Genomic DNA, 22,663 nt, shown 5'->3' on the forward strand with positions numbered 1-22,663 from the left:
GGCAAGGGAGTCAAGGCACTTGACGCCCGCGACCGCCCGTCGTGCGGGAAGGACATCGGGAGAAAAACACCATCTCGCGGCTACCACGGTGCCCGTTTCCAGCAGCGGCTTTGCGACGAAATCGGCTCACCGGCAGGCTGGGCGAGCGGTGAGATCAACACCCCCTGCGCAATGACTAGCATGAGCCGGTACCCGGATCGGAAAATCACATCTTTCTCGCCTCCGGGCCTGCGGCCGTCGTGTCGGTCGATCCGTTCTTCCTGCTCTCGAGGACCGAGGAACCGCGGAATGCCTCTGCCTGCACCACCCCGTCAGCGTCGGTCAGCTGAACTCCCCCCCACCTCGTCGGCCGTACCCGTGACGGTGCTGCTGCTGAGTGCCGCAGCCGCGGGTACGGCCGTCGCGACGGCCCCCGCCACGGCCCGCACCTGGACGGTGGTCACGGCTGTGGCCGCCTGGTGCTGCGTGGCGGCCACCGTCCTCGTCTGCGGCCTGCTGCTCCGGCGGGCCCGCCGGGCCACCGCCGCGACGGACGCCGAAGTCGCCCGGCTGACCGCGCTGTCGGCGCAGCAGTCGGCCGAGTCGGCGCACCTGGTGAACGTCACCGTGCCCGCCCTCGTGAGCCGGCTCCGCGACGGCGCGCGGGCGAAGGAGGCCCTGGACCAGGTGACGCTGCCCTCCGACGCACAACTGCGCCGCACCGTGGAGGCCTTCAGCTCCGCGGTGGAGCAGGTCGTGCAGTACGCGGCGGCCACGGACACCGAACGGCTGCGCGCCCGCGAGGAACTGGCGCAGGTCACCGAAGAGGTGGCGCAGGTGACGCGGACGGTCCTGCCCGACATGGTCGGGCAGCTGCAGGAGGGCAACTCGGCCGACACCGTGCTGGCCGGGTGGGAGTGGCCGCCCTCCTCCCTGTTGCGGGCACCCGTCGAGGCGTTCGTGCGGGAACTCGCCCGCAGCGAGCGGCGGGCCGCCGCCGCACAGGCCGCCTCCGCGAAGGCCCTGAGCCGGGTCCAGGCCAAGACCGTGAGCATGCTCGCCGATCTGCGCGAGATGCAGGAGCGGCACGGCGAGGAGATCTTCGGCGACCTGCTGAAACTGGATCACAGCACCTCCCAGCTGGGCCTCATGACCGACCGGCTGGCCCTCCTCATGGGCGGCCGGTCCAGCCGCGCCTGGAACAAGCCGATCGTGATGGAGAGCATCCTGCGCGGCGCGGCCGGCCGGATCGCGGCGTACCAGCGCGTACGGCTGCACTGTTCCACGAACGCCGCGATCTCCGGTTTCGCCGCGGAAGGCGTGATGCACCTGATCGCCGAACTCATGGACAACGCCGCCAACTTCTCGCCGCCCATCGACGAGGTCCACGTGTACGTCGACGAGCACAGTGCCGGGCTCGTCGTCACGATCGAGGACAGCGGCCTGAAGATGGCGGACGCGGCGATGCGGCACGCCGAGGAGGCCGTGGCGGGGCACATGACCGACCTCGCCTCACTGCCCGGCACCCGGCTCGGCCTGGCCGTGGTCGGCGGGCTGGCCGTCAAGTACGGCATCAGTGTCAACTACCGGCCCTCGTCCCGCGGCGGCACCGGCGTCGTCGTCCTGCTGCCCCGGCAGCTGCTCGCCCAGCGGCGGGACGCCGCACCGCAGGAGACGGCACACCGGCCTGCCGTGGCGACGCCCGCGCCGGGGTCCACGCGGGCCACGACGGGCACCGCACAGCCGACGACGGGCGGAGCGTCCATGCCGGGTGAAGAGTCCGTGCCGGGCGGAGTGTCCGTGCCGGGCGGGGTTTCGGGGACGGGCGGAGTGCCCGCTCCCGCCGTGCGACCGGCTGCCGCCGCCCCTCCCGCGGCCTCGGCACCGGCTCCGGCCCCGGCTGCAGCTCCGGCTGCAGCTCCGGCTGCAGCTCCGGCTGCAGCTCCGGCTGCAGCTCCGGCTTCGTCGGAGGTCCGCGGTCGTGACGCGTCCCGCCGTCCGGCGGCGGCCACGCCGAACGGCCTGCCCGTCCGCGCCCCCGGCCGCACGATGGCCGAAGCCGAGCAGGAACGGCAGCAGCGCAGGACGGCGGCCGACTCCCCCGCGCCGGGCGGCACACCGGGGCAGACCCCTCCCGGCGCGCGCGACGCGGGCACCCGCTTCGGGGCCTTCCACAGCGGGCGCACCTCCGCCGGCGAAGCCGGCCCGTCCGGGACCGGCACCGCACCCGAGCCGCCGGCCGCCCGGTAACCCCACGTCCTTCCCCTCCGGCGCCGGAGCCACGGCGCCCCCTTCCCCGCTTCAGCTCGTGAGATTGGAGGAACGGGCCGGTGACCTGGGCTTTTGGGCCCTACCGTCCCCACACCTACCATGCAGACCACCGACAACAGCCTCACCTGGCTTCTGCAGGGCCTTCTGGAGCGCGTTCCCGGCGCCCGGCACGCCCTGGTCCTGTCCCGGGACGGCCTGAAGCTGTGCTGGACCGAACACCTGGCGCTCGACCAGGCCGACCAGCTGGCAGCCATCTGCTCGGGCATGCAGGCCCTCGCCCAGGGCGCGTCCGTCGAGTTCGGCGACGGGAGCGGTGGTGTCCGCCACTCCATGACCGAGTTCCACGGCGGTCAGCTCTTCATCGTGCAGGCGGGCGACGGCGCGCATCTGGCGCTCCTCTGCGCGGAGAGCGCCGACCCCGGAGTGGTGGGTCACCAGATGACCGAGCTGGTCGAGCAGATCGGTGAGCACCTGCGGGCCGAGCCCCGCGGGGGCGCGCAGGGGAGCGCATCGTCGTGACGCGTCGGCCCGTGGACACCGGCGACCCCGACCGCCTCTACACGATCACGGGCGGGCGCAGCCGTGCGGACGACGCATTCGACCTGGTCACCCTGATCGTCAGTGAGAGCGCACCCACCGCCGGGATGCAGTCGGAGCACGCACGGATCCTGGATCTGTGCCGGCATCCGACGGCCCTCGTCGAGGTCGCCGCGGAGATGAAGCTGCCGATCACGGTGGTGCGCATCCTCCTCGGCGACCTGCTCGCCATGGGCCGCATCACCGCCCGCCACCCACCCGCGCCGCGGTCCCTCGCCGCGCTCCCCGACTCCGCTCTACTCATGGAAGTGCTGCATGGGCTCCGCAACCTCTGACCTGCCCTCCCTGCGTACGCCCCTGTCCGATGCCGCCGAGACCGGTCTGAAGATCGTCGTCGTGGGCGGCTTCGGGGTCGGCAAGACGACCCTGGTCCGCTCGGTCAGCGAGATCCGTCCGCTCAACACCGAGGAGGTGATGACGCAGGCGGGGGTCGGTGTCGACGAGACCCGGCAGGTGGCCGCGAAGACCACCACGACGGTCGCCTTCGACTTCGGCCGGATCAGCCTCAACAAGCGCATGGTGCTGTACCTGTTCGGCGCACCGGGCCAGGAACGTTTCTGGTTCCTGTGGGACCGGCTCTTCTCCGGCACCCTCGGCGCGGTCGTCCTGGTCGACACGCGCCGGATGGACGAGTCCTGGTACGCGATCGACCGGCTGGAACACCACAGGACGCCGTTCGTGGTGGCCGTCAACCGGTTCGACGACGAACCCGACCGGTACTCCCTCGACGAGATCCGCCAGGCGCTCTCCCTGCCCGCGCACGTGCCGCTCGTCGACTGCGACGCGCGGGTCCGGTCGTCGGGCAAAGACGTACTGATCACCCTCGTGGACCACCTCTACGAACTGGCCATGGCCCAGGAGATGACACCGTGACCGACACCGGATCCCGTCCCCCGCACGCGCCCGGCGCCGGGTGCCCCGCGCACGCGGGCGCCGTGCGGCTGGGCGGTCTGGAGTACCAGCAGACACCGGCGCAGCTGTACCGGACCCTGCGCCGGGAGCACGGCGCGGTGGCGCCCGTGCTGCTCGACGGGGACATCCCCGCCTGGCTGGTCCTCGGTTACGCCGAGGTCAGCTACGTGACCGGTCACGACGAACTGTTCGCCCGCGACTCGCGGCGCTGGAACCAGTGGGAGAACATCCCCGCGGACTGGCCGCTGCTGCCGTTCGTCGGGTACCAGCCCTCGGTGCTGTTCACCGAGGGCGAGGAGCACCGGCGGCGGGCCGGGGTCATCACCGAGGCACTGGAGGGCGTCGACCAGTTCCAGCTGTCGCGCGACTGCCGGCAGCTCGCCGACCGGCTCATCGCGTCCTTCGCCGGCAGCGGCCAGGCCGAGCTGATGAGCATGTACGCGCACGCGCTGCCGATGCGCGCCGCGGTCCAGATGTGCGGGATGCCGCACACGGGTGAGGCCACCCAGCAGCTCGTCGAGGACCTGCGGATCTCCCTCGACGCCGCGGAGGGCGACGACCCGGTGGCCGCGTACACGCGCGTGGGTGAGCGGATCCAGCAACTGGTCAAGGAGAAGCGCGAGCGTCCGGGGCCGGACGTCACCTCGCGCATGCTGCAGCATCCGGCCGGACTGACCGACGAGGAGGTCGTGCAGGACCTGATCTCCGTCATCGCCGCGGCGCAGCAGCCGACCGCCAACTGGATCTGCAACACGCTGCGGCTGCTGCTCACCGACGAGCGGTTCGCCGTCAGCGTGTCGGGGGGCAGGCTCAGCGTGGGCGAGGCGCTCAACGAGGTCCTCTGGCTCGACACCCCGACACAGAACTTCATCGGCCGCTGGGCCGTGCGCGACACCCAGCTCGGCGGCCGGCTGATCCGGGCGGGCGACTGCCTGGTGCTGGGACTCGCCGCGGCCAACACCGACCCGCAGATCTGGCCCGAGTCGCACGTCGGGGCGGAGAGTTCCGCGCACCTGTCGTTCAGCAGCGGGGAGCACCGGTGCCCCTACCCGGCTCCGCTGCTGGCCGACGTCATCGCCCGCACCGCGGTGGAGACCCTGCTGGAACGCCTGCCCGACCTGGTCCTCACGGTGGAGCCGGAGCAGCTCACCTGGCGCCCGTCCATCTGGATGCGCGGTCTCCACACGTTGCCGGTGGAGTTCACCCCGGTGGTGCGGTAGCGGGCCGGGCCGGGGCGCAGGTCCCTGCCGCCCCGGCCCGCGCGCGGCCCGGGCCCGGGGTCAGTCGGCGACGGGGGTGAAACGCACGGGCAGCGTCTGCGGTCCCCGCGTGAAGACGCCCTGTTCCACGAGTTCGGCGCCGTCGGCGAGGCGGAGGTCCGGCATGGCGTCGAGGAGCTGGCCGACACCGATCTCGACCTCGGCCTTCGCGAGCAGGGCACCGACGCAGAAGTGGCGGCCGAGCGCGAAGGAGAGGTGGTCGGCTGCGGCCGAGAAGGCGGTGGTGGTGGTCAGGTCGTCGCGGAAGATGTCGAACCGGTCCGGGTCCCGGTAGCGGTTCTCGTCCCGGTTGGCGGCGCCGATCAGGCAGGTGACCGTGGCGCCGGCCGGTACGACACCGCAGCTGAGCGTGACCTCGGTGGCCGACTGCCGCATGATCATGTGCACCGGAGGCGTGTAGCGCAGCGTCTCGGCGAAGGCGCGGGCGATGAGGCCGCGGTCCTCCCGGACGGCCGCCAACTGCTCGGGGTGCTGCAGCAGGTTGGCGAAGATGCCCGCGATCGCCTTGTCGGTGGTCTCGCCGCCCGCGGCGAGCAGCAGGCTGCAGAAGGCCTTGATGTCCTCGTCGCTCATCCGCACGCCGTCGACCTCGGCGGCGCACAGCGTCGACAGCAGGTCGTCGCCGAGGTTGTCGCGGCGCTCCCGGATGATCGGCACCATGTACTCGGCGAACTCCACCCGGGTCCGCTCCCCCGCCGCCGCCACCTCCGGGTCGCCCGAGAGGTTGCCGAGGAAGGCGATGACCGACGTGTACCAGCGGTGGAACCGGGCGTGGTCGGCCTTGTCCAGGCCCAGCATGTCCGCGATCACGTTGACGGGGAAGCGGGTCGCGTAGTCGGCCACCAGGTCGGCGGAGCCGGTGGACCGGAAGGCGTCGATCAGCTCACGGGAGTTGCGTTCGATCACCGGCAGGAACTTCTCCTGCAGGTCGCTGCCGCGGAAGGCGGGGGCGACGAGGGCCCGCCGCACCGCGTGCTCCCGTCCGCTGAGCTGGAGGATCGTCCTGCCGTGCACGGGCTCGATCTGCCAGGTGTAGTTGTCGGTGGTGAACTCGCCGCTCTTGTCCTTGAAGACGCGCTCCACGTCCTCGTAACGGGAGATGACGTAGCTCTGCGTGGGTTCGTGCCAGAAGAGGGGGGCGCTCTCACGCATCACGCGATAGGCCCGGTAGGGATCCGCGGCGAACTCGGGCGAGAGGATGTCGGGGACCTGCTGAGCGGTGGACATGGATCTCCCTGGGACCGGTAACAGGCTTACCGCACAAGGTTATTGATCATCCGACGGCCGGGACAGCCCGTCCCGGCCAGCTGTTCAACGATGGACGATCCTTGGCCGAAAAGCGTCCCCGTCCGGAAGCTAGTGCTGTGACCGCATAGGTTCGCCGGTTCGGATGCCTTACAGGTTGTTCGCATAGAAGCTGGTGAGTCGTTCGACGGCAGCGTTGACGTATTCGGGTTCGTCGTACATCTCGTAGTGGCCGGCGCCGTCGATCACCATGAGGTCGACGGGTTTGGGGGCCAGCTTCCACAGCTGCATGCCGGTGTCGTAGGAGCCGGTGTTGCCGATGCGTCCGGCGAGGATGACCTGGAGTGGCTGGGTCATGAGCCGATCGGCCAGGTGGAACGCGTCGTAGCCCAGCAGGAGGGAGTCGCTGCGCAAGAGGCGCCGGTTCGTGGAGTGTTCGTTACCGCCGCGCTCGGTGCGGTAGTAGGTGACGGCCTGAGTGGTGTCGATGTCGGTCAGGCCCGCTGTTGTGGCGTTCTCCAGGGTGTCGGGCAGCCAGTTCACGCGGGTCGTCTCGCCGGAGCGGGCCTCTTCGGTCCGTGCGTCCGCGAGGGCGTCGAGTGCTGGGGCCGGACCGTCGGGGGTGAAGCTGCGGAACGCGGCGCCGATGTTGACGGGGACGACCGTGCCGACCGCCTTGATGCGGTGGTCCGTGCGAGCGGTGTGCACGGCGTAGCCGCCACCGGCGCAGATGCCGAGGACGCCGATGCGCTGCGGGTCGATGCCGGGGGTCGTGGTGAGCACGTCGATGGCGTAGGAGATGTCCTCACCTCGGCGGTAGGGGTCTTCGAGGTCGCGGGGCTCGCCCTCGCTCTGACCCTGATGGGCGGGGTCGAGGACGAGCGCCGCGATGCCGCGGGCGGCGAGACGGGAGGCGTAATTGGCGCCGATCTGCTCCTTCACGCTGCTGCCCGGGGTGGAGAGCACCACGGCGCGCAGCGGTGCGCTGCTGTCGGCGTTGTCGGGCAGGTGGAGGTCCGCGGCGAGGTTGATGGGACCGCGCGGGATCGTGAGGTGCTGAAGCATGCCTGGCTTCCTTCGTGAGATTGTTGTTCCATGGGAGTCCAGTACAAGACAATGTATTGTACGACCTGAAACTAATACGAAACTGTACCGCATGGATGGAGGGGTCACATGTCAGTCGACGGGGCGCAGCTGTGGACGCTGAACCAGCGGCTGCTGGGCGTTGTGATGGATGCCTGCACGGGGGAGCTGGCCGAGCTCGGGTTGGAGACGAAGGAGTTTTTCGTCCTGGCCGAGGTGGAGGCATCGCCGTACCCGGCCGAGATCGCGACGGCACTGCTGCTCCCCAAAGCGAGCGTGACGGTCTACGTCCGCAACCTCGTCGCCAAGGGGTTCATCCGGCGCGAGATCGACGACGCGGACCTGCGGCGTCACCGGCTCGTACTAACCGCTGAGGGCACAGAGGCACGGGATCGTGCACTTGCAGCCCTCGCGGCGGAGTACGACCGCAGGCTGGCGAGGATCACTCCGCGGGACCGCACCGAGCTGCAGCGCATCCTTCAGGAGATGCTCTCGCCCGCATGAGTCCATGGTCACGAGCGGTTCGCCTGCCCGGTGAACCCCTGCTCGCCAGTGCTGTGACCGCGTAGATTCGTCGGATCGTTCAGGCTGCGGTGGCGAGGGGGCGTCTGCCCCAGCGGATCCCTTTCTCGCCGCGGATGCGGGCGCGCTCCTTGCGTTCGGCGGCCAGCACATCGCGGTGGCGGGCGTTGGCGTTGCGCCAGCGGAGGTAGGCGTGCAGGGCCCGTGTCTGCACAGTGTGGTTGGGGTAGTGCGAGTTCGCGATGGTGAACTGGCGAAGCGGTCCGAAGTGCGCCTCGATGGGGTTGGCCCACGAGGCGTAGGTCGGGGTGAAGCACAACCCGACCTTGTTCTTCTTCGCCCAGCGGCGGATGTCGCTGCCCTTGTGGGCGGACAGGTTGTCCAGGATCACGTAGATCGGGGCCCGTCCGGGCGGGCGGTCCGGATCGACTTCAGCGCAGCCAGGGTGTTCGCGGCACCCTTCCTGCCGCGGTTGACGCCCCAGAGGGTGTCGTCGCCGATCGAGTAGCAACCGTGGAAGTACCGCACCCCGTGGGTGCGGTGGTAAGTCGCGGGATGCCGCTCGGGCCGGCCTTGCTCGGCCCAGCACGACCCGGCGGTGGGCCGGATGCCCAGGGGCCCGAACTCGTCGAACGCAAATACACGATCCGGGAATCGCTCCAGCACCTCCTCGATGCGGTCCAGCTTGGCGTCGCGCTCGGGGTCAGGCGACTCCTTCCACGTCTTGGTCCGCTGGAAGGTGACGCCGCGGCGGGCGAGCAGGCACCGTAACGCCTCGCGGCCGATCCGGATGACACGGCCGTGCACTCTCCGCAGGTAGGCGGCGAGCTTGCGGATGGACCAGCGGGTGAAGGGCTGGCCGAGCTTGCTCGGGCGGGTGGTGGCCGTCTGGATGACGAAGTCCTCGTCGTCAGGACTGAGCAGGCGGGGACGGCCTCCCGCCCACCGAGGGTCCAAGCAGGCCAGGCCGATCCCATTGAACCGGTGGATCACGTCGCGGACGGTGTCCTCGTCGGCCTGCACCAGCTTCGCGATCACCGGCACCCGGTTCCCGCCGGCCGAGGCCAGCAGCATCATCGCGCGCCGGTAGCGCACCGAACTGGTGCTGCCCCGGCGCACGATCTGCTGCAGCTTCTGCCCCTCCTGGTCGGTCAACCTGCGCACATGGACAAGCTCAGCCACTACACCCCCAGCAGTCAGAGCGGACGTCACCGTGCATCCAACCGCCCGGACGACCGCCCCGGCGAACCTTCCCGGTCAGAGCACTAGCAGCTCGGCACCGAGCCCTGGTCCTTCTCCAGCTTGACGAGGGAGTCGACGGCGCCCTCGAGGGTGGTCACCGGGATCAGGCGCAGCCCCGCGGGCAGCTCGGACTTGGCGTCGGAGCACTCCGCCCTGGGCACCAGGAAGACGGTCGCGCCGTCCCGGCGGGCGGCCTGCGTCTTCAGCGCCACTCCGCCGACCGCGCCGACCTTGCCGTCCGCGTCGATGGTCCCGGTGCCGGCGATCGTACGGCCGCCCGTGAGATCGCCGCCGCTGCCGTCGCCGTCGAGCCGGTCGACGATCCCCAGGGAGAACAGCAGGCCCGCGCTGGGGCCGCCGACGTCGGCGAGCCTCAGCGTGACCTCGATGCCGTCGTCGGTGCGGTCGAGGTACCTCAGCGCGGCCTGGGTCGCGGTGTCCTGGGACTTCTCCATCTGCTCGGTGTTGTACCGCTCGATCTCCTTCGTGCTGTCCCCCGCGGGGTAGACCGAGTCGCGCGGCATCACGGCCTGGTCGGTGCGGAACCAGCCGTCGATCACCTCGCCCAGGGTGACGTGCGCGTCGGGGCCGGTCGCCTCGATGGTCGTCATCCGCAGTTGCCCGGTCGTGTCGCGGGTGGGCGCGCCGGAGATCGTGATGACGGGGGTGCCCTTGTTGTCGCCGAGGACGTTCGCCGTCATCCCCGGCTGCGCCACCGAGAACGGCAGCGGCGCGAACCCCACGGTGGCGAGCAGCGCCACGAGCGGAAGGGCGCAGACGGCGAGGGCCTGGGGACGTGTGAGGCGTGAGAGCACGCGCCCAATCTAACGCGCGCCCCGGCCCCGGCCACGCGCCGGTGCCCGGCCCGGCGGTCGGCGATCAGGCGGGCGGCGACGAGGGGGCCGGCGACCAGCGGGGCGGCGGTCCGGGAGCCGGCGATCCGGGGGTCAGCGCAACGCCTCCGCCACCTCTCGGGCCGCTTCCATCACCCGCCGGCCGACCCGCTCCGGTACCGCGTCGGCCAGCATCACGACCCCTACGCTGCCCTCCACGCCCGTCACGCCCAGCAGCGGCGCCGCCGCCCCGCTCGCGCCGGCCTCCAGCTCGCCGTGGGTCAGGGTGTACCCCGGCTCCCCGGAAGCCGTCCGCTGCCGGGCGGACAGGATCGCCTTGCCCGCCGCGCCGCGCTCCAGCGGATGCCGGAAGCCGGCCCGGTAGGCCACGTGGTAGTCGGTCCACGTCGGCTCGACCACGGCGACGGCCAACGCCTCCGTCCCGTCGACGAGCGTCAGGTGCGCGGTGGCCCCGATGTCCTCGGCCAGCGACCGCAGGGCGGGCAGCGCGGCTTCCCGCACCAGCGGGTGCACCTGCCGGCCCAGCCTCAGCACCCCGAGCCCGACCCGGGCTCGTCCGCCCAGGTCACGTCGTACGAGGGCGTGCTGCTCCAGGGTGGCGAGCAGCCGGTACACGACGGTCCGATTCACGCCCAGTTTGTGGGAAAGCTCGGTGACGGTCAGCCCGTGGTCCGTGTCGGCCAGCAGCTTGAGGACCCGTAGTCCCCTGTCGAGCGTCTGAGAGGTCTCCGCGGTCACGACGCCCACTCCTTAGTGGTGAGGTCGGCGGCCTCCACAGCGGCGGATGCGTCGCCGAGTCCCGTCAGCGACGCGCGTCAGAGGCCGCCGATCGGCAGAGGGGTCCGGCGTGTCCGGACCCGGTCGCTTCACGGCTGCGCTCCGCGGCGGCGCTGCCACGGGGCGTGTGCGTAGCGGGACAGTAGCGAAGCAGGTTCGCTCAGCGGAAGGCTCCGTCCAGAATCCGGGCAGTGACCGGTGGGGACTACCTGTGTTTGTCCCCATACGTACGGTGCGCGATCCGGCGTCGAGCGCCCCGGGCGTGCGGTGGACGCCCGGGGCGTCCCTTCCGCCCGCGGGCGTCACTTCATGCGGGTGGCCCACTCCTGCACCTTGGCGATGCGCTGCCGCAGCTGCCCCGCCGTCGCCTCCGCGCTCGGCGGCCCGCCGCACACCCGCCGCAGCTCGGTGTGGATGACCCCGTGCGGCTTGCCGCTCTGGTGGACGTACGCGCCGACCATCGTGTTGAGCTGCTTGCGCAGCTCCATCAGCTCCTTGTGGGAGACCACCGGCCGCCGCTCGGCCGGCAGCTCCAGCAGGTCGGCCTCGGTGTCCGGCTTCCTGCGGCTGTGCGCGATCTGCTTGGCCTGCCGCTTCTGCAGGAGCAGTTGCACCTGCTCGGGCTCCAGGAGCCCGGGGATGCCGAGGTAGTCCTGCTCCTCCTCGCTCCCGGGGTGGGCCTGCATGCCGAACTCGGCGCCGTTGTACATGACCCGGTCGAAGACGGCGTCGGACTCCAGCGCCTCGAAGGGCAGCATGTCCTGCTCGCCGGTGTCCTCGTCCTGCTCCCGGTTCGCCTCGTCCATCTCCTTCTCGGACTCGGCGTACGGATCCTCCTCGTCCCCGTCCTTCTTCGGCTTGTCGAGGACGTGGTCGCGCTCGCGCTCCATCTCGTTGGCGAAGCCGAGGAGGTCGGGCACGGTGGGCAGGAACACGGAGGCGGTCTCGCCGCGCCGCCGCGACCGTACGAAACGGCCGACGGCCTGGGCGAAGAACAGCGGCGTGGAGATGGTGGTGGCGTACACGCCGACCGCGAGGCGCGGCACGTCGACGCCTTCCGACACCATCCGCACCGCGACCATCCACCGGTCGGTGCTGTGGCTGAACTCGTCGATCCGGTCGGACGCGCCGGCGTCGTCGGACAGGACGAGGGTCGCCTTCGATCCGGTGATCTCCCGGATCAGCTTGGCGTAGGCGCGGGCCGATTCCTGGTCGGAGGCGATGACCAGCGCGCCCGCGTCCGGTATGGCCTTGCGGACCTCGGTGAGCCGCTGGTCGGCGGCGCGCAGCACGCTCGGCATCCACTCGCCGCGCGGGTCGAGCGCCGTACGCCAGGCCTGGCTGATCGCGTCCTTCGTCATCGGCTCGCCGAGCCGTGCGGCGATCTCGTCGCCGGCCTTCGTGCGCCAGCGCATGTTGCCGCTGTAGGAGAGGAAGATGACGGGCCGCACGACGTTGTCCGCGAGGGCGGAGCCGTAGCCGTACGTGTAGTCGGCGGACGAGCGCCGGATGCCGTCGTTGCCCTCCTCGTACGTCACGAAGGGGATCGGGTTGGTGTCGGAGCGGAACGGCGTACCGGTGAGCGCGAGCCGCCGCGTGGCCGGCTCGAACGCCTCCAGGCAGGCCTCGCCCCAGGACTTGGAGTCACCGGCGTGGTGGATCTCGTCGAGGATGACGAGGGTCTTGCGCTGCTCGGCGCGGTTGCGGTGCAGCATCGGCCGTACGCCGACGCCCGCGTACGTCACGGCGACGCCGTGGTAGTCCTTGCTGAGCGGCCCGGCGCTGTACTCGGGGTCCAGCCGGATGCCTATCCGCGCGGCCGCCTCCGCCCACTGCTTCTTCAGGTGCTCGGTGGGTGCCACCACGGTCACCTGCTGCACGACGTGGTGGTGCAGCAGCCAGGAGGCGAGGGTCAGCGCGAAGGTCGTCTTGCCGGCGCCGGGGGTGGCGACGGCGAGGAAGTCGCGCGGCTGCTCCTGGAGGTACTTCGCCATCGCCCCCTGCTGCCAGGCACGCAGCTTGCCGGCGGTACCCCAGGGGGCCCGGCCGGGGAAGGCGGGGGAGAGGTGGTGCGAGTGGGAAGCGGTGCTGGAGCTGGCGGTGGTAGTCACGGTCTCCGTCGTGGGGCTCGGGCGGCTCGGCTACGTAGGACAACCGGGCCACCCTACCGGCGGGCCGACATGGCCGACGCGCGGACGACGCCGGGTCGGCCTTCGGTGGGACTGACGTCACACAGGTGGTTCGGACAGCTCCCGCAGCGCCTCGGAGATGGCCTCGACCTCGTCCGCGGCACCAGTGGCCACCGCGATCACCAGACGCTCGGCGGCGTCGATGTCCGGCCACAGCCGCACACCGTTCATCGCCAGGAAGACGACACAGGAGGTCCACGCCGTCCGTTTGCTCCCGTCGACGAAGGGGCGGTTGATCGCCAGCGACTGCAGGAGGGCCGCGGCCTTGCCGAACAGGTCCGGGTACGCCTCCTGCCCGAACATGGCGGCAGCCGGGCGGTGCACGGCCGATTCCAGCAGCCCCGCATCACGGACGACGACGTCCTGGTCGTCGACCGCGAGGCCGGCGATGGCCAGGACGTCCTCGGCCGTCAGGCAGACAGGGATCACTTGAGCCGCTCCAGCAGTTCGGCCCACTTGGCGGTCTGCTCCTTGGCCGCCCTGCGCACGAGCGCTTCATGAGCCGTCCGCGCCAGGTAGTCGTCCACGGCCCGGAGCAGTATCGCGTGCATGCTGACCCCCTCCTCCTCGGCGCGCAGCTTCAGGGCTTCCGTCTGGTCGTCACGGAGACGCAGGTTCATGGCCATACCAAAATGGCACCTCTTCGTGGGGTCGAATTGGTACCACTCAAGAAGGGGTGCGCAGCCTCGTCGTCACCCACGCCCCCGCCAGGGCCACCGCCGCCATCGGCAGGAAGACGGCGGCGAAGGCGACCGGACGGGAGGCGCCGGAGGCCTCGCCGGCCGCGTGCGACACGGTTCCGCCGCCGAGCGCCGCGAAGGCGGCACCGCCCGCGGACAGCAGCAGCACGTTGGACAGGCCGTCGGAGATCTGGAGGGCGGCCGAGTTGGCGCCGGCCTCCTCGGGGGCGGACAACTGGAGCAGGAGCACGCTGGTCGAGGAGATCACCAGGCCCATCCCGAAGCAGCCGAAGCCCCAGGCGACGGCCACCGTCCAGGCGGGCACCGCGTCGATCAGGACGCTCGGCGCGACGGCGATGGCGGCGGCCACGAGCACCATCCCGCCGGTCGTCAGCCGGTCCCGGTACGGCTCCACGCGCGGCCGGGACTGCACCCAGGAGCCCAGCGCCCAGGTCGCCCCGCCGGCCGCGAGGGAGAACCCCGCGAGGGTCGGGCTGAGGCCGCGCTGGGTGACCAGCATCAGCGGCACGAAGGACTCGGCGGCGATGAACGACCCGGCGGCCACCCCGCGCAGCAGCACCACCGAGGGCAGGCCGCGGGCCGCCCGCCAGGTGCCGTGCGGGAGCAGTCCGAGGACGGCCGGCACCAGCAGGGCGACGCCCGCGACGGCGGGCAGGAGGGAGAGCGGGCGCAGGTCCTGGGCGGCGTACTGGAGCAGGCCCGCGCCGAGGGAGATGCCGAGGGCGAGGCGGATGCGGCGCCGGTCGGAGGAGGCGTCCGCGGCACCGTCGACCGGGCCCGCGGCCCGTCGCCGTATCTGCGGCAGCGCGAGGGCCAGCGGCAGGAGGACCAGCGCGGGGATGCCGAGGAACACCCACCGCCAGCCGAGGTGCTCGGTCACCGCGCCGGACGCCAGCGGACCCACGACCGACGGCACGACCCAGCTCGCCGCGAACGCCGCCATGATCGCGGGCCGCAGCCGCTCCGGGTAGGCCCGCCCCACGACGACGTACAGGGCGACGATCACCAGCCCGCCGCCGAACCCCTGCACGGCCCGCCCGAGGATGAACAGCCACATGGCCCCGGCGGTCCCCGACAGCAGAAGGCCCGCGGCGAAGGCGGCGATCCCGCAGGTCAGCGCACCGAGCGGGCCTCGCCGGTCGGACCACTGACCGGCCAGCACCATGCCGAACAGGCTGGTCGTGAAGTATCCCGAGAAGGCGAAGGCGTACAGGGACAGTCCGTCCAGCTCCCGCGCGGCCACCGGCATGGCCGTCCCCACGGCGGTCGCCTCGAAGGCGATCAGCAGCACGACGGACACGATCCCGATGCTCAGGGCCCGGTGGTCCCGCCCGAGCACGGTCTCCTCCGACCGACGCGAGCCGGACTTCCCGGGTATGTCTGCTGTGTCCGCGACACCGGTGTCGCGAGGTTCATGGACGGCCATGACGGCCAGAGTAAGGCCCACAACCGACAATGACCCCTGTCGGGAGGCGGGACCGGCCCTCATCCATTGGTCCTACGCCACTCCCGACCGCCGCCGGATCACCCCGTTCGCGAACGGCACGGGACCCCCGTTCGTGAACGGCACATGGCAGTCGCATTGCAGCCCACGCGACTCCCTTGAACCGCCCGGTTTCCGGGGCCTACGGTCATGACCAAGCGGTTCGAAGGGGGGCACTCCCCGGAGAACCCGCCGAACGGCCGGGTGCCCGAGTGGTTCAGGGGCTCGCCTGCGCTGCACTCCTCAGCGAGCTCCGCTCGCGGGGAGTCACGTGGGTCCGAATCCCACCACGGCCGTGAGGAAAGAGTGGTGACACGGCCGTGTGCCCGAGTGGTTCAGGGGCTCGCCTGCAAAGCGAGTTACGTGGGTTCGAATCCCGCCACGGCCTCCAACACCGTTTCTCGCCGGGGGCGTTCCCGGTCTACGGTTCCCGCCCCGTCCTCTCCTCCGGCCACGACGTGCCGAGATCCTTGCGCATCGCCGCCTGGGCCGATTCCGTGGCCGTCAGGTAGTCGCGCACGTGGGTCCGGAACTCCGGGGCGTCCGGGGCGGTGCCCGTCGCCACCAGGTCGCGCAGGGCGCGGACCTTCCAGAAGGCCTCGTTGACCGGGGCCATGACGTCCCACGGGGCGATCAGGGCAAGTTCGTAGCGCAGCGGGTACAGGTTGCTGGAGGTGAACACCTCGTGGGCGGCGGTGCGGCTCTCCGCCGGGGGAAGGGTCCCGCGGGCGGTCTCGTGCAGGCGGGTGTAGGCGTCGGACAGTGCCGCCATGAACGCCGCGTACGCCTGTCGGCGGGTGTCCTGGTGGAGGGCCTCGCGGTCGCGGCGCCAGCGGAGACGGTCGGCGAGCAGGGTCGATCCGATGCCGATCGCCGCGCCGGTCAGGGTGTTCACGGGGGCCAGCCAGTCCATGCGGGGGACCTTACGGCGCGGACCGGGGCTATGCGTAGAGTCCGCCGCCCGCCTCGTCCTCGAACATGCCCGGCCAGTAGCGCCAGCCGTCGTCGGTGGGCGTCCTCGGGGTCGGGTCGCAGGCGACCGGGTCGAGGGCGGCCAGGGTGCGGGTCATGGTGGCGGCCAACTGGTCGTAGGCCTCGCTCAGTTCGTGTTCGGCGTCGAGGGTGTGCTCCCGGTGGACGAGCCAGAGGGTGAAAGCCAGGGTCGAGATGTCGGCGTTCAGCGGGCGGAGTCTGGACTCCGTCTCGCTCCAGGCCAGTACCGCGCCGGTGGTGCCGTCGAGGACGAGGCTGGTGTCCTCCACGAGGTGGCCGAGGCGGATCAGCCGGTCGGCCCCCTCGGGGAGTTCGGTGTGCGGCTCGTCGACCCGGTGCTCGGCAAGGGTGGGCAGCGGGACGTCCAGGTCGAGGAAGAACCAGACGCACTCCTCGGGCAGCCCCGTCTCCCGCAGGAAGCGGCGGGTCGGCTCGTGGGAGAGGGCGGCCGGGAAGTCGACCTCCTCGAAGCGGACGATCGCGCCGGTGTCGAACTCCTCGTCCAGGAGGCGGGGCGGCAGGTCCAGGGCGAGCCCGGAGCGGGTGCCGGGGCCCGCGACCAGCGCCAGGGGACGGATCACGGCGGCCAGCCGCCAGAACGGGGGCACCTCGCCGTCCGCACCCGACTCGTACAGCGCGAGGAGCTGTCCGGAGGCCTCGGCCACCGCGTCGGGCCCGAAACGCCCGGCGTAAGCAGCGAACTGGCCTCTGAGCGCCGCGAGTTCGTCGGCGGCCGTGGCGAACCGCACGAGCTTCTCCAGGGAGGGCGCGAGCGGTCGGCGGTCCATCAGGTCGGGACGGTCGTGGAGGAAATACGTCGTCGTGATCTCGCCGGTCGCGCCGTCGAGGAGCACGGACTCGGTCTCGGGGCCCGCCGGGCCGAGGAGTCCGCCGATGACCAGCTGGCCGCGCAGGTCCTCGGGGAGCAGGTGGTCGGGGTCGGCTGTGGAGTCGGCGACCGGGCGCAGGCCGTCCGCGCGCAGCGCCTCGAACGTCACCAGCGCGCCGACGTCGGGCAGTCCGGGGCCGGTCAGCCAGCGGCGGCTCGGCGCGTGGGTGACGTACGGATCCAGCTCGGCCTCGGAGAGGGTGATCACCGGCGTGCCGGTGGTGGTGCTGGTCGTGCTCATCGGTCCCCCGTGCGTGAAGTTCGCCGTCCCACTGCTCCGCACCCTACGCGGCACCACTGACAACGGCCCTCGACAGGAAGGACGTCGGGCCACGCGCGCGTTCCCTCCCCGCGAGGATCGCATCGGCCCTCTCCCCCACGGACGACTCCGCGGTGTCCGGCCGGAGTCCGGTGCGTGACGTGCGCGTGCGGAGCGGTCCGGTGAACGCCGTCGTCGGACGGACGCCGAGCGTCGCGTCCCGCCCGACGGGCGCCAGGCGTCAGGCGCCAGGCGCCAGACATCGGTCCCGCGCGCGCGTCCATGTCCGCGGCGGCCCGCGCCGACAACCGGTGCCGGAACCGCAGCCGCAGCCGCAGCCGCCCCGTCGGCACCGGGGGCGTACTCCCGCACCCCGTCACGCGGGGGGCGGTGGTGCTCACTGGCTCGTGACGACGGCCGCCTGCGGCCTTATCGGCAGCCGGTTCACCGGACGGCCGGTCGCGGCCCGCACGGCGGAGGCGATCGCCGCCGGGGAGGTCACGACCGGGACCGCGCTGGCCGCCTTCGCGCCGAACGGCGCGACCACGTCCCGCTCCTCGACCAGTTTGACGATCCGGATGTCCGGCGCGTCCAGGGCCGTGGGCAGGGCGTAGCCGGTGAGGTCGGGGTGGCGGATCAGGCCGCGCGGGGTGCGCAGGTTCTCGGTGAGGGCGATGCCGACGCCCTGGGTGACGCCGGCCTCGATCCGGGCGGCGAGCTGTGCCGGGTTGAGCACCCGGCCGACGTCCTGGGCGACCGCCAGTTCGACGACTCGCACCGAGCCCAGCTCGATGTCGACGTCGACGACCGCGCGGATCGCGCAGAAGGCGAGGCCGACGAACGCGTCGCCCTGGCCGGCCCCGTCCAGCGGCTCGGTGGGGTGCGGGCGGCACTGCGCGGTGGCCCACAGCTCCTTGCCGTGCAGTTCCTCGGCGACGGTCGTCGACAGGACGCCGTCGTACGAGGTGATCTTGCCGTCGGTGATCTGGAGGAGTTCGGTGGACATGCCGAACTTGTGGGCCAGGGGTTGGAGGAGCTGGGTGCGGACCATCTTGGCCGCGCGTTCCACCGCGCCGCCGGAGACCCAGGTGTGCCGGCCGCGGCAGCCGGGGCCGGCCGGGGGCTGGTCGGTGTCGACGGGCGCGACGTGCACCTCGTCGACGCCGAGGGTCTCCTGGACGATCTGGCGGGCGAGGGTGGTGAAGCCCTGCCCCGTCTCGACGGCCGCGCACAGGACGGTCGCGACGCCGTCCTGGACCTTGACGGTGGCGGTGGAGACCTCGTCCGTGCCCTCCGCGCCGAGCATGTGGACCATGCCGAGGCCGTAGCCGACGCCCCGGCGCACCGCGCCCGGCTCGCCCGCGCCCTCGGGACCGCCGGGCAGCAGCCAGTCCTCCTCGGGGGTGTCCTTCGGCAGGGCGGGCAGCGGGAAGTCCTGGACGGCCTGGAGGAGTTCGGCGACGGGCGCCGGGCAGGTCACCGTCTGGCCGGTCGGCAGGACGTCGCCGGTGGCCATGGCGTTGCGCAGCCGCAGCTCCGCCGGGTCCACGCCGAGCTTCTTGGCCAGTTTGTCCATCTGCGCCTCGTAGGCGGCGCAGACCTGCATCGCCCCTTCGCCGCGGACATGACCGGAGGGCGGGTTGTTGGTGCGGACGGCCCAGCCCTCGATGAAGGCGTTGAGGACGACGTAGGGGCCGCAGGCGAAGGAGACGGCGGCGGCCAGGGCCTCGGCGGAGGTGTCGGCGTAGGCGCCGGCGTCGAGGAGGATCTGCGCCTCCACCTTGACCAGCCTGCCCTCGGCGTCCGCGTGGTGGCGGTACCGCAGCAGGGTGGGGTGGCGGTGGGCGTGGCCGAGGAACGACTCCTCGCGGGTGGCGGTGAGCTTGACCGGGCAGCCGGTCCGCAGCGCGAGCAGGCCGAGCGGGAGCTGGAAGCCCTGGTCCTCGCGGTCGGCGGTGGCACCGGGCACACCGGTGACGACGATCTTCACCTGATCGGATGACAGGCCGAAGCAGGCCGCGGCGGTGTCCCGGTCGCTGTGCGGGTCGGTGGAGGCCAGGTACAGCTCGACGCCGCCGTCGGGCCTGGGGACGGCGAGGCCGGCCTCGGCGCCGATGGGGGCGGGGTCGGCGCGGCCGATGCGGTACTGGCCCTCGACGACGACCTCGCCGGCCGCAGCCGGGTCGCCGTGATGCAGCGGGATGTGCCGGATCAGGTTGCCGTCGGGGTGCAGCGGCTCGGCCTCGAAGGCGAGTTCGGGGTCGATGACCGGGTCGAGCACCTCGTACTCGACGATGACGGCCGCGGCGGCCATCCGCGCGGTGTCGGGGTGGTCCGCGGCGACGGCCGCGATGGGCTCGCCCTGGTGGCGCACGACCTCGGAGGCGAACACCGGGCGGTCGGCCCGGCCGCGTCCGTGCAGCGGTCTGCCGGGCACGTCCTCGTGCGTGACGACGGCCCGTACCCCGGGCATCTCCCGCGCGTGGCTGGTGTCGATGGAGACGATGCGGGCGTGGGCGTGCGGGGAGCGCAGCACCGCCGCCCAGAGCAGGCCCTCGGCCCACAGGTCGGCCGCGTACGGGAAGGTGCCCTCGGTCTTGGCGCGGGTGTCGGCGGCCGGCAGGGAGGCGCCGAGGCCGTGCGGGATCGGCTCGGGGGCCGGGGCGGCCTCCGCGGGGCTTGTCGCGGTGGCTGCTTCGTCGGTCACGCCTGGCCTCCGTCCTGGCCGTACGCCGGGTCGTGCGGGTGGGGCTGCGCGGGGTTCTCGAACGCCGACGCGTGGATGCCTCCGCCGCCGGGGCCCGCCTGGTGCGGAATACGTGCCTCGTCGCCGTCCGGCTCGGTGTCCGCCGAGGAGTGCGCCTCGCGTTCGGCGACGACGTCCTTGACGGCCTGGAGGACGCCCCGGTAGCCGGAGCAGCGGCACAGGTTGCCGCAGAGCGCCTGGCGGGCCTCCAGTTCGGTGGGCGCGGGGTTGCCCTCCAGCAGGTCGTGCACGGTCATCGCCATGCCGGGCACGCAGAAACCGCACTGCACGGCCCCGCACCGGGCGAGCGCCCGCTGCACGTCGGAGGGCTGCCCGTCGACGGCGAGGCCCTCGACGGTACGGATCTCGCTGCCGGCGGTGGTGACGGCGGGGACCAGGCAGGAGGCGACGAGGCGCCCGTCCACCTGGACGTTGCAGGCGCCGCACTCGCCCTGGGAGCAGCCGTCCTTGGCACCGGCGAGTCCGAGCCGCTCCCGCAGGACGTAGAGCAGCGACTCGCCGATCCAGGCGTCGGTGACGGGCCGGTCCGAGCCGTTGACGCGCAGGGCGTAGGAGGCGAGGGGGTGGTCGTCGTGGAGGGCCGCCCCCGGCGCGGGCTCGGCCTCCGTGCCGTCGTCCACGCGCGTGGACGCGGCGCCGGGGTCGGCCGGTTCGGAGGGGTCGCCGTACTCGCCGTGTTCGACGTGCCCGTCCGGGCGGGCGTCCGGGTCCGGGTCCGGTGCGGCTGCCGGCCGGGTGGACTCGGCGGCCTCTGCGGGCTCGTGAGCGCCTTCCGGGCCGCCGAGGTCCCCGGGGGCCTCGGGGGGCGCCGGGTGGGCCGCCACGGGGCCGGGCGCGGCCTCGTACGGCTGCCCGGGCGCGGGGTGCTCGTGGGACGCGGGGTCGGTGTCGTGCCGCGGGGGGTGCCCGAAGGCGGCGGCGTCCGGTCGGGCGCCGACGGCCTCGGCGAGGGGGGCGCCGGCCCCGTCGGTCCCGTCGCCCCAGGACCGCTCGTCCGGTGCGGGCTCCGGCGCCCAGGGCGCGGAGGCGCCGCCCGGCAGGGTGGCCGGGGGTGTGCCGCCGCCCCACTGTTCGACCAGTGCCGAGGTGGTGAACTCGCCCGACTCGTCGGGCAGATCGCCGCCCGCGACGGGGATCGACCACTGGCCGGTCACGTCGTGGCCGGGCGCCGGGGCGGGCTCGGCGGGCGCGCCCGCGTCGTCGAAGGTCCACTGGCCGGTGGCGCCGGGGTGGTACGTGAACCGGTCGCCGCCGGCCGTCCCGCCCGCCGGCGCGGGCCAGTCGGCGCCGGCGGCGGGGTCCGCCCAGGTGCCGTCGCCGGCCGCCGGGTCGGTCCCGTCGTGCGTCGCCTCGATCTGCGGGGGCACGTAGCCGTGGCCGGGCGCCGCGAGCGGGCTGCCGTCGCCGCGGGCGGCCAGGAGCGCGTCGATGCCGCCCTCGGGGAGCTTCACGAAGGCGGTGGCGCCGTCGTCGTAGTCGCCCTGGGGCAGCGGGTCCCAGCGGCCGCCGCCCGGCGGCGTGCCCTGTCCGTGCTGGTCGTCGGTCATGACAGTGCCCTCCCCAGTGCTCGTCGGGCCAGTGCGGCGACGATGCGCCGCAGGTGCAGTACGGCGGGCGGTAGCGGTTGCACGGAGCCGTCCTCGGCGGGGACCGGGTCCGGGATGCAGGCGGCGGCGACGTACTCGCCGAAGGCGTTGAGCGCCTCCGGGACGAGCGCGCGGTTGTTGTCCCAGTCGATGAGCCGGGCGACCCACTGCTCGGCTTCCAGGGGCCGCAGCGGCATCGGGGCTATGGCGCCGACGGCGCACCGGACTCCGCGCCGGGCGGGGTCGAGGACGAGGGCGACGGAGGCGACGGCCCGTCCGGGACCGGTGCGGCCGGTGGCCTTCAGGAAGACCTGGGGGGCGTGCAGCAGCGGCACGCGCACGTACCCGATGAGTTCGCCGCCGCGCAGCATGTCCATGCCTGCCAGGAGGTGCGACACCGGGATCTCGCGGCGGGCGCCGCCCGGGCCCGCGATGATCAGGGTCGCCTCCAGCGCGGCCAGCACGGGCAGCGCGTCACCGGTGGGGGAGGCGGAGGCGATGTTGCCGCCCAGGGTGCCCGCGTTGCGGATGTGCGGCGGGCCCGCGGCGCGCGCGGCGGCGGCGAGCGCGGGGATGAGGGCGGCGAAGTCGGGGCGGCCCATGCGCGCGTGGGTGAGTCCGGCGCCGAGCAGGGCGTTCCCGTCCTGGTACTGCCAGCCGCGGATCTCGCTGATGCGGCCGAGGCCGACCAGGGCTGCGGGCCTGAGCTGGCCGGAGTTGACGGCGGCCATCAGGTCGGTGCCGCCCGCCACGGGCACGGCGGCCGGCGTGACGGCGAGTGCCGCCACGGCTTCGTCCAGTGTCGCGGGCAGCGTGACGGCCTGCCCCGCCTGCGGTGCGTGCGTGGTCAAAACCGGCTGCCCCTTCCCGCTGCCCCACCTGGTCCCACCTGTGCTGCCGTACGGTACGTGCTGACAGGGCGGACGTGGCAACTCTGGCACATCTTCGCAAGGCCCGAACGCGGGGGTCCGCCGGGAGGCATTCGCCCACCTCACCCGGAAGATGGTCCTTTTTCGGACGACATCACCGGTGTG

Annotated in this window: 19 protein-coding genes, 2 tRNA genes and 1 pseudogene; 8 read left to right on the forward strand and 14 right to left on the reverse strand. The window is 72.6% G+C overall.

The window, feature by feature from the left end; genetic code table 11:
- Positions 1-288 precede the first annotated feature (288 nt).
- The 5 genes from AB0N31_RS16160 (at position 289) to AB0N31_RS16180 (ending at position 4,979) form a co-directional block, all read left to right on the forward strand.
- A complete protein-coding gene (locus AB0N31_RS16160; protein WP_366058999.1) occupies positions 289-2,229 on the forward strand; it encodes an ATP-binding protein in 1,941 nt (646 codons plus the stop codon).
- 120 nt (positions 2,230-2,349) lie between these two features.
- On the forward strand, positions 2,350-2,769 hold the full coding sequence (locus AB0N31_RS16165; protein ID WP_366059000.1) for a roadblock/LC7 domain-containing protein: 420 nt from the start codon (positions 2,350-2,352) through the stop codon (positions 2,767-2,769).
- Positions 2,766-3,122 (forward strand): DUF742 domain-containing protein, encoded by a 357-nt coding sequence (locus tag AB0N31_RS16170; RefSeq protein ID WP_363088542.1) that lies wholly within the window; start codon positions 2,766-2,768, stop codon positions 3,120-3,122. The genes AB0N31_RS16165 and AB0N31_RS16170 overlap by 4 nt, the downstream gene beginning before the upstream one ends.
- The gene (locus AB0N31_RS16175) at positions 3,103-3,720 is read left to right on the forward strand and encodes an ATP/GTP-binding protein (RefSeq protein ID WP_366059001.1); all 618 of its coding nucleotides are present in this window, start codon (positions 3,103-3,105) and stop codon (positions 3,718-3,720) included. The genes AB0N31_RS16170 and AB0N31_RS16175 overlap by 20 nt, the downstream gene beginning before the upstream one ends.
- Positions 3,717-4,979, forward strand: coding sequence for a cytochrome P450 (locus AB0N31_RS16180; protein WP_366059002.1), 1,263 nt, complete (start codon positions 3,717-3,719; stop codon positions 4,977-4,979). Before AB0N31_RS16175 ends, AB0N31_RS16180 begins: the two co-directional genes overlap by 4 nt.
- A 60-nt stretch (positions 4,980-5,039) precedes the next feature.
- Here the strand turns inward: AB0N31_RS16180 and AB0N31_RS16185 are convergent, their stop codons facing one another.
- Together AB0N31_RS16185 and AB0N31_RS16190 are read right to left on the reverse strand one after the other, a co-directional pair.
- Positions 5,040-6,266 carry a cytochrome P450 gene (locus tag AB0N31_RS16185; protein ID WP_366059003.1) on the reverse strand — a complete coding sequence of 409 codons (1,227 nt, stop codon included), beginning with the start codon at positions 6,264-6,266 and terminating at the stop codon, positions 5,040-5,042.
- Between the two features lie 168 nt (positions 6,267-6,434).
- Positions 6,435-7,349: an alpha/beta hydrolase gene (locus AB0N31_RS16190; RefSeq protein ID WP_366059004.1), complete on the reverse strand. Its 915-nt coding sequence runs from the start codon at positions 7,347-7,349 to the stop codon at positions 6,435-6,437.
- 108 nt (positions 7,350-7,457) lie between these two features.
- Here AB0N31_RS16190 and AB0N31_RS16195 point away from each other — a divergent pair, with 108 nt between their 5' ends.
- Positions 7,458-7,871, forward strand: coding sequence for a MarR family transcriptional regulator (locus tag AB0N31_RS16195; RefSeq protein ID WP_017567935.1), 414 nt, complete (start codon positions 7,458-7,460; stop codon positions 7,869-7,871).
- A 79-nt stretch (positions 7,872-7,950) separates the two neighbouring features.
- Here AB0N31_RS16195 and AB0N31_RS16200 read toward each other — a convergent pair.
- From AB0N31_RS16200 to AB0N31_RS16230, 7 genes and pseudogenes are all read right to left on the reverse strand, one after another.
- Positions 7,951-9,071, reverse strand: a pseudogene (locus AB0N31_RS16200) (IS630 family transposase).
- A gap of 83 nt (positions 9,072-9,154) precedes the next feature.
- The gene (locus AB0N31_RS16205) at positions 9,155-9,946 is read right to left on the reverse strand and encodes a S16 family serine protease (RefSeq protein ID WP_366059005.1); all 792 of its coding nucleotides are present in this window, start codon (positions 9,944-9,946) and stop codon (positions 9,155-9,157) included.
- A 132-nt stretch (positions 9,947-10,078) separates the two neighbouring features.
- On the reverse strand, positions 10,079-10,723 hold the full coding sequence (locus AB0N31_RS16210) for a helix-turn-helix domain-containing protein (protein WP_366059006.1): 645 nt from the start codon (positions 10,721-10,723) through the stop codon (positions 10,079-10,081).
- Between the two features lie 341 nt (positions 10,724-11,064).
- The gene (locus AB0N31_RS16215) at positions 11,065-12,873 is read right to left on the reverse strand and encodes a DEAD/DEAH box helicase (protein ID WP_366059007.1); all 1,809 of its coding nucleotides are present in this window, start codon (positions 12,871-12,873) and stop codon (positions 11,065-11,067) included.
- 117 nt (positions 12,874-12,990) lie between these two features.
- The gene (locus AB0N31_RS16220) at positions 12,991-13,380 is read right to left on the reverse strand and encodes a type II toxin-antitoxin system death-on-curing family toxin (protein WP_366059008.1); all 390 of its coding nucleotides are present in this window, start codon (positions 13,378-13,380) and stop codon (positions 12,991-12,993) included.
- On the reverse strand, positions 13,377-13,577 hold the full coding sequence (locus AB0N31_RS16225) for a ribbon-helix-helix protein, CopG family (protein ID WP_135793626.1): 201 nt from the start codon (positions 13,575-13,577) through the stop codon (positions 13,377-13,379). Before AB0N31_RS16225 ends, AB0N31_RS16220 begins: the two co-directional genes overlap by 4 nt.
- A 40-nt stretch (positions 13,578-13,617) precedes the next feature.
- On the reverse strand, positions 13,618-15,078 hold the full coding sequence (locus AB0N31_RS16230) for an MFS transporter (RefSeq protein WP_366059009.1): 1,461 nt from the start codon (positions 15,076-15,078) through the stop codon (positions 13,618-13,620).
- A 255-nt stretch (positions 15,079-15,333) separates the two neighbouring features.
- Between AB0N31_RS16230 and AB0N31_RS16235 the strand changes: the two genes are divergently transcribed.
- Positions 15,334-15,431 (forward strand) — tRNA-OTHER (locus AB0N31_RS16235).
- A 20-nt stretch (positions 15,432-15,451) separates the two neighbouring features.
- Positions 15,452-15,526, forward strand: a tRNA-Cys gene (locus AB0N31_RS16240).
- 30 nt (positions 15,527-15,556) lie between these two features.
- Here AB0N31_RS16240 and AB0N31_RS16245 read toward each other — a convergent pair.
- The 5 genes from AB0N31_RS16245 to AB0N31_RS16265 all read right to left on the reverse strand — a co-directional run bounded on the left by AB0N31_RS16245 (position 15,557) and on the right by AB0N31_RS16265 (position 22,480).
- Positions 15,557-16,048, reverse strand: coding sequence for a hypothetical protein (locus AB0N31_RS16245; protein WP_366059010.1), 492 nt, complete (start codon positions 16,046-16,048; stop codon positions 15,557-15,559).
- Between the two features lie 28 nt (positions 16,049-16,076).
- Entirely contained in the window at positions 16,077-17,258 is a 1,182-nt protein-coding gene (locus AB0N31_RS16250) for an SUKH-4 family immunity protein (protein WP_366059012.1), read from the reverse strand.
- Positions 17,259-17,673: 415 nt separating this feature from the next.
- On the reverse strand, positions 17,674-19,983 hold the full coding sequence (locus AB0N31_RS16255; protein WP_366059013.1) for a molybdopterin cofactor-binding domain-containing protein: 2,310 nt from the start codon (positions 19,981-19,983) through the stop codon (positions 17,674-17,676).
- The gene (locus AB0N31_RS16260; protein ID WP_366059014.1) at positions 19,980-21,590 is read right to left on the reverse strand and encodes a 2Fe-2S iron-sulfur cluster-binding protein; all 1,611 of its coding nucleotides are present in this window, start codon (positions 21,588-21,590) and stop codon (positions 19,980-19,982) included. The genes AB0N31_RS16255 and AB0N31_RS16260 overlap by 4 nt, the downstream gene beginning before the upstream one ends.
- Positions 21,587-22,480, reverse strand: a complete 894-nt coding sequence (locus tag AB0N31_RS16265) for an FAD binding domain-containing protein (protein WP_366059015.1) — start codon at positions 22,478-22,480, stop codon at positions 21,587-21,589. Before AB0N31_RS16265 ends, AB0N31_RS16260 begins: the two co-directional genes overlap by 4 nt.
- Between the last annotated feature and the right edge of the window lie 183 nt (positions 22,481-22,663).

The organism is Streptomyces sp. NPDC051051 (assembly GCF_040682975.1).
Taxonomy (GTDB): Bacteria; Actinomycetota; Actinomycetes; order Streptomycetales; family Streptomycetaceae; genus Streptomyces.

What these genes read in the sequence shown, in the direction of transcription:
- AB0N31_RS16190 (WP_366059004.1), bottom strand. Translation starts at nt 7,349, where the DNA reads ATGCTTCAGCACCTCACGATCCCGCGCGGTCCCATCAACCTCGCCGCG.
- AB0N31_RS16260 (WP_366059014.1), bottom strand. Translation starts at nt 21,590, where the DNA reads ATGACCGACGACCAGCACGGACAGGGCACGCCGCCGGGCGGCGGCCGC.
- AB0N31_RS16160 (WP_366058999.1), top strand. Translation starts at nt 289, where the DNA reads ATGCCTCTGCCTGCACCACCCCGTCAGCGTCGGTCAGCTGAACTCCCC.
- AB0N31_RS16225 (WP_135793626.1), bottom strand. Translation starts at nt 13,577, where the DNA reads ATGGCCATGAACCTGCGTCTCCGTGACGACCAGACGGAAGCCCTGAAG.
- AB0N31_RS16250 (WP_366059012.1), bottom strand. Translation starts at nt 17,258, where the DNA reads ATGAGCACGACCAGCACCACCACCGGCACGCCGGTGATCACCCTCTCC.
- AB0N31_RS16175 (WP_366059001.1), top strand. Translation starts at nt 3,103, where the DNA reads ATGGGCTCCGCAACCTCTGACCTGCCCTCCCTGCGTACGCCCCTGTCC.
- AB0N31_RS16185 (WP_366059003.1), bottom strand. Translation starts at nt 6,266, where the DNA reads ATGTCCACCGCTCAGCAGGTCCCCGACATCCTCTCGCCCGAGTTCGCC.
- AB0N31_RS16195 (WP_017567935.1), top strand. Translation starts at nt 7,458, where the DNA reads ATGTCAGTCGACGGGGCGCAGCTGTGGACGCTGAACCAGCGGCTGCTG.
- AB0N31_RS16230 (WP_366059009.1), bottom strand. Translation starts at nt 15,078, where the DNA reads ATGGCCGTCCATGAACCTCGCGACACCGGTGTCGCGGACACAGCAGAC.
- AB0N31_RS16245 (WP_366059010.1), bottom strand. Translation starts at nt 16,048, where the DNA reads ATGGACTGGCTGGCCCCCGTGAACACCCTGACCGGCGCGGCGATCGGC.
- AB0N31_RS16165 (WP_366059000.1), top strand. Translation starts at nt 2,350, where the DNA reads ATGCAGACCACCGACAACAGCCTCACCTGGCTTCTGCAGGGCCTTCTG.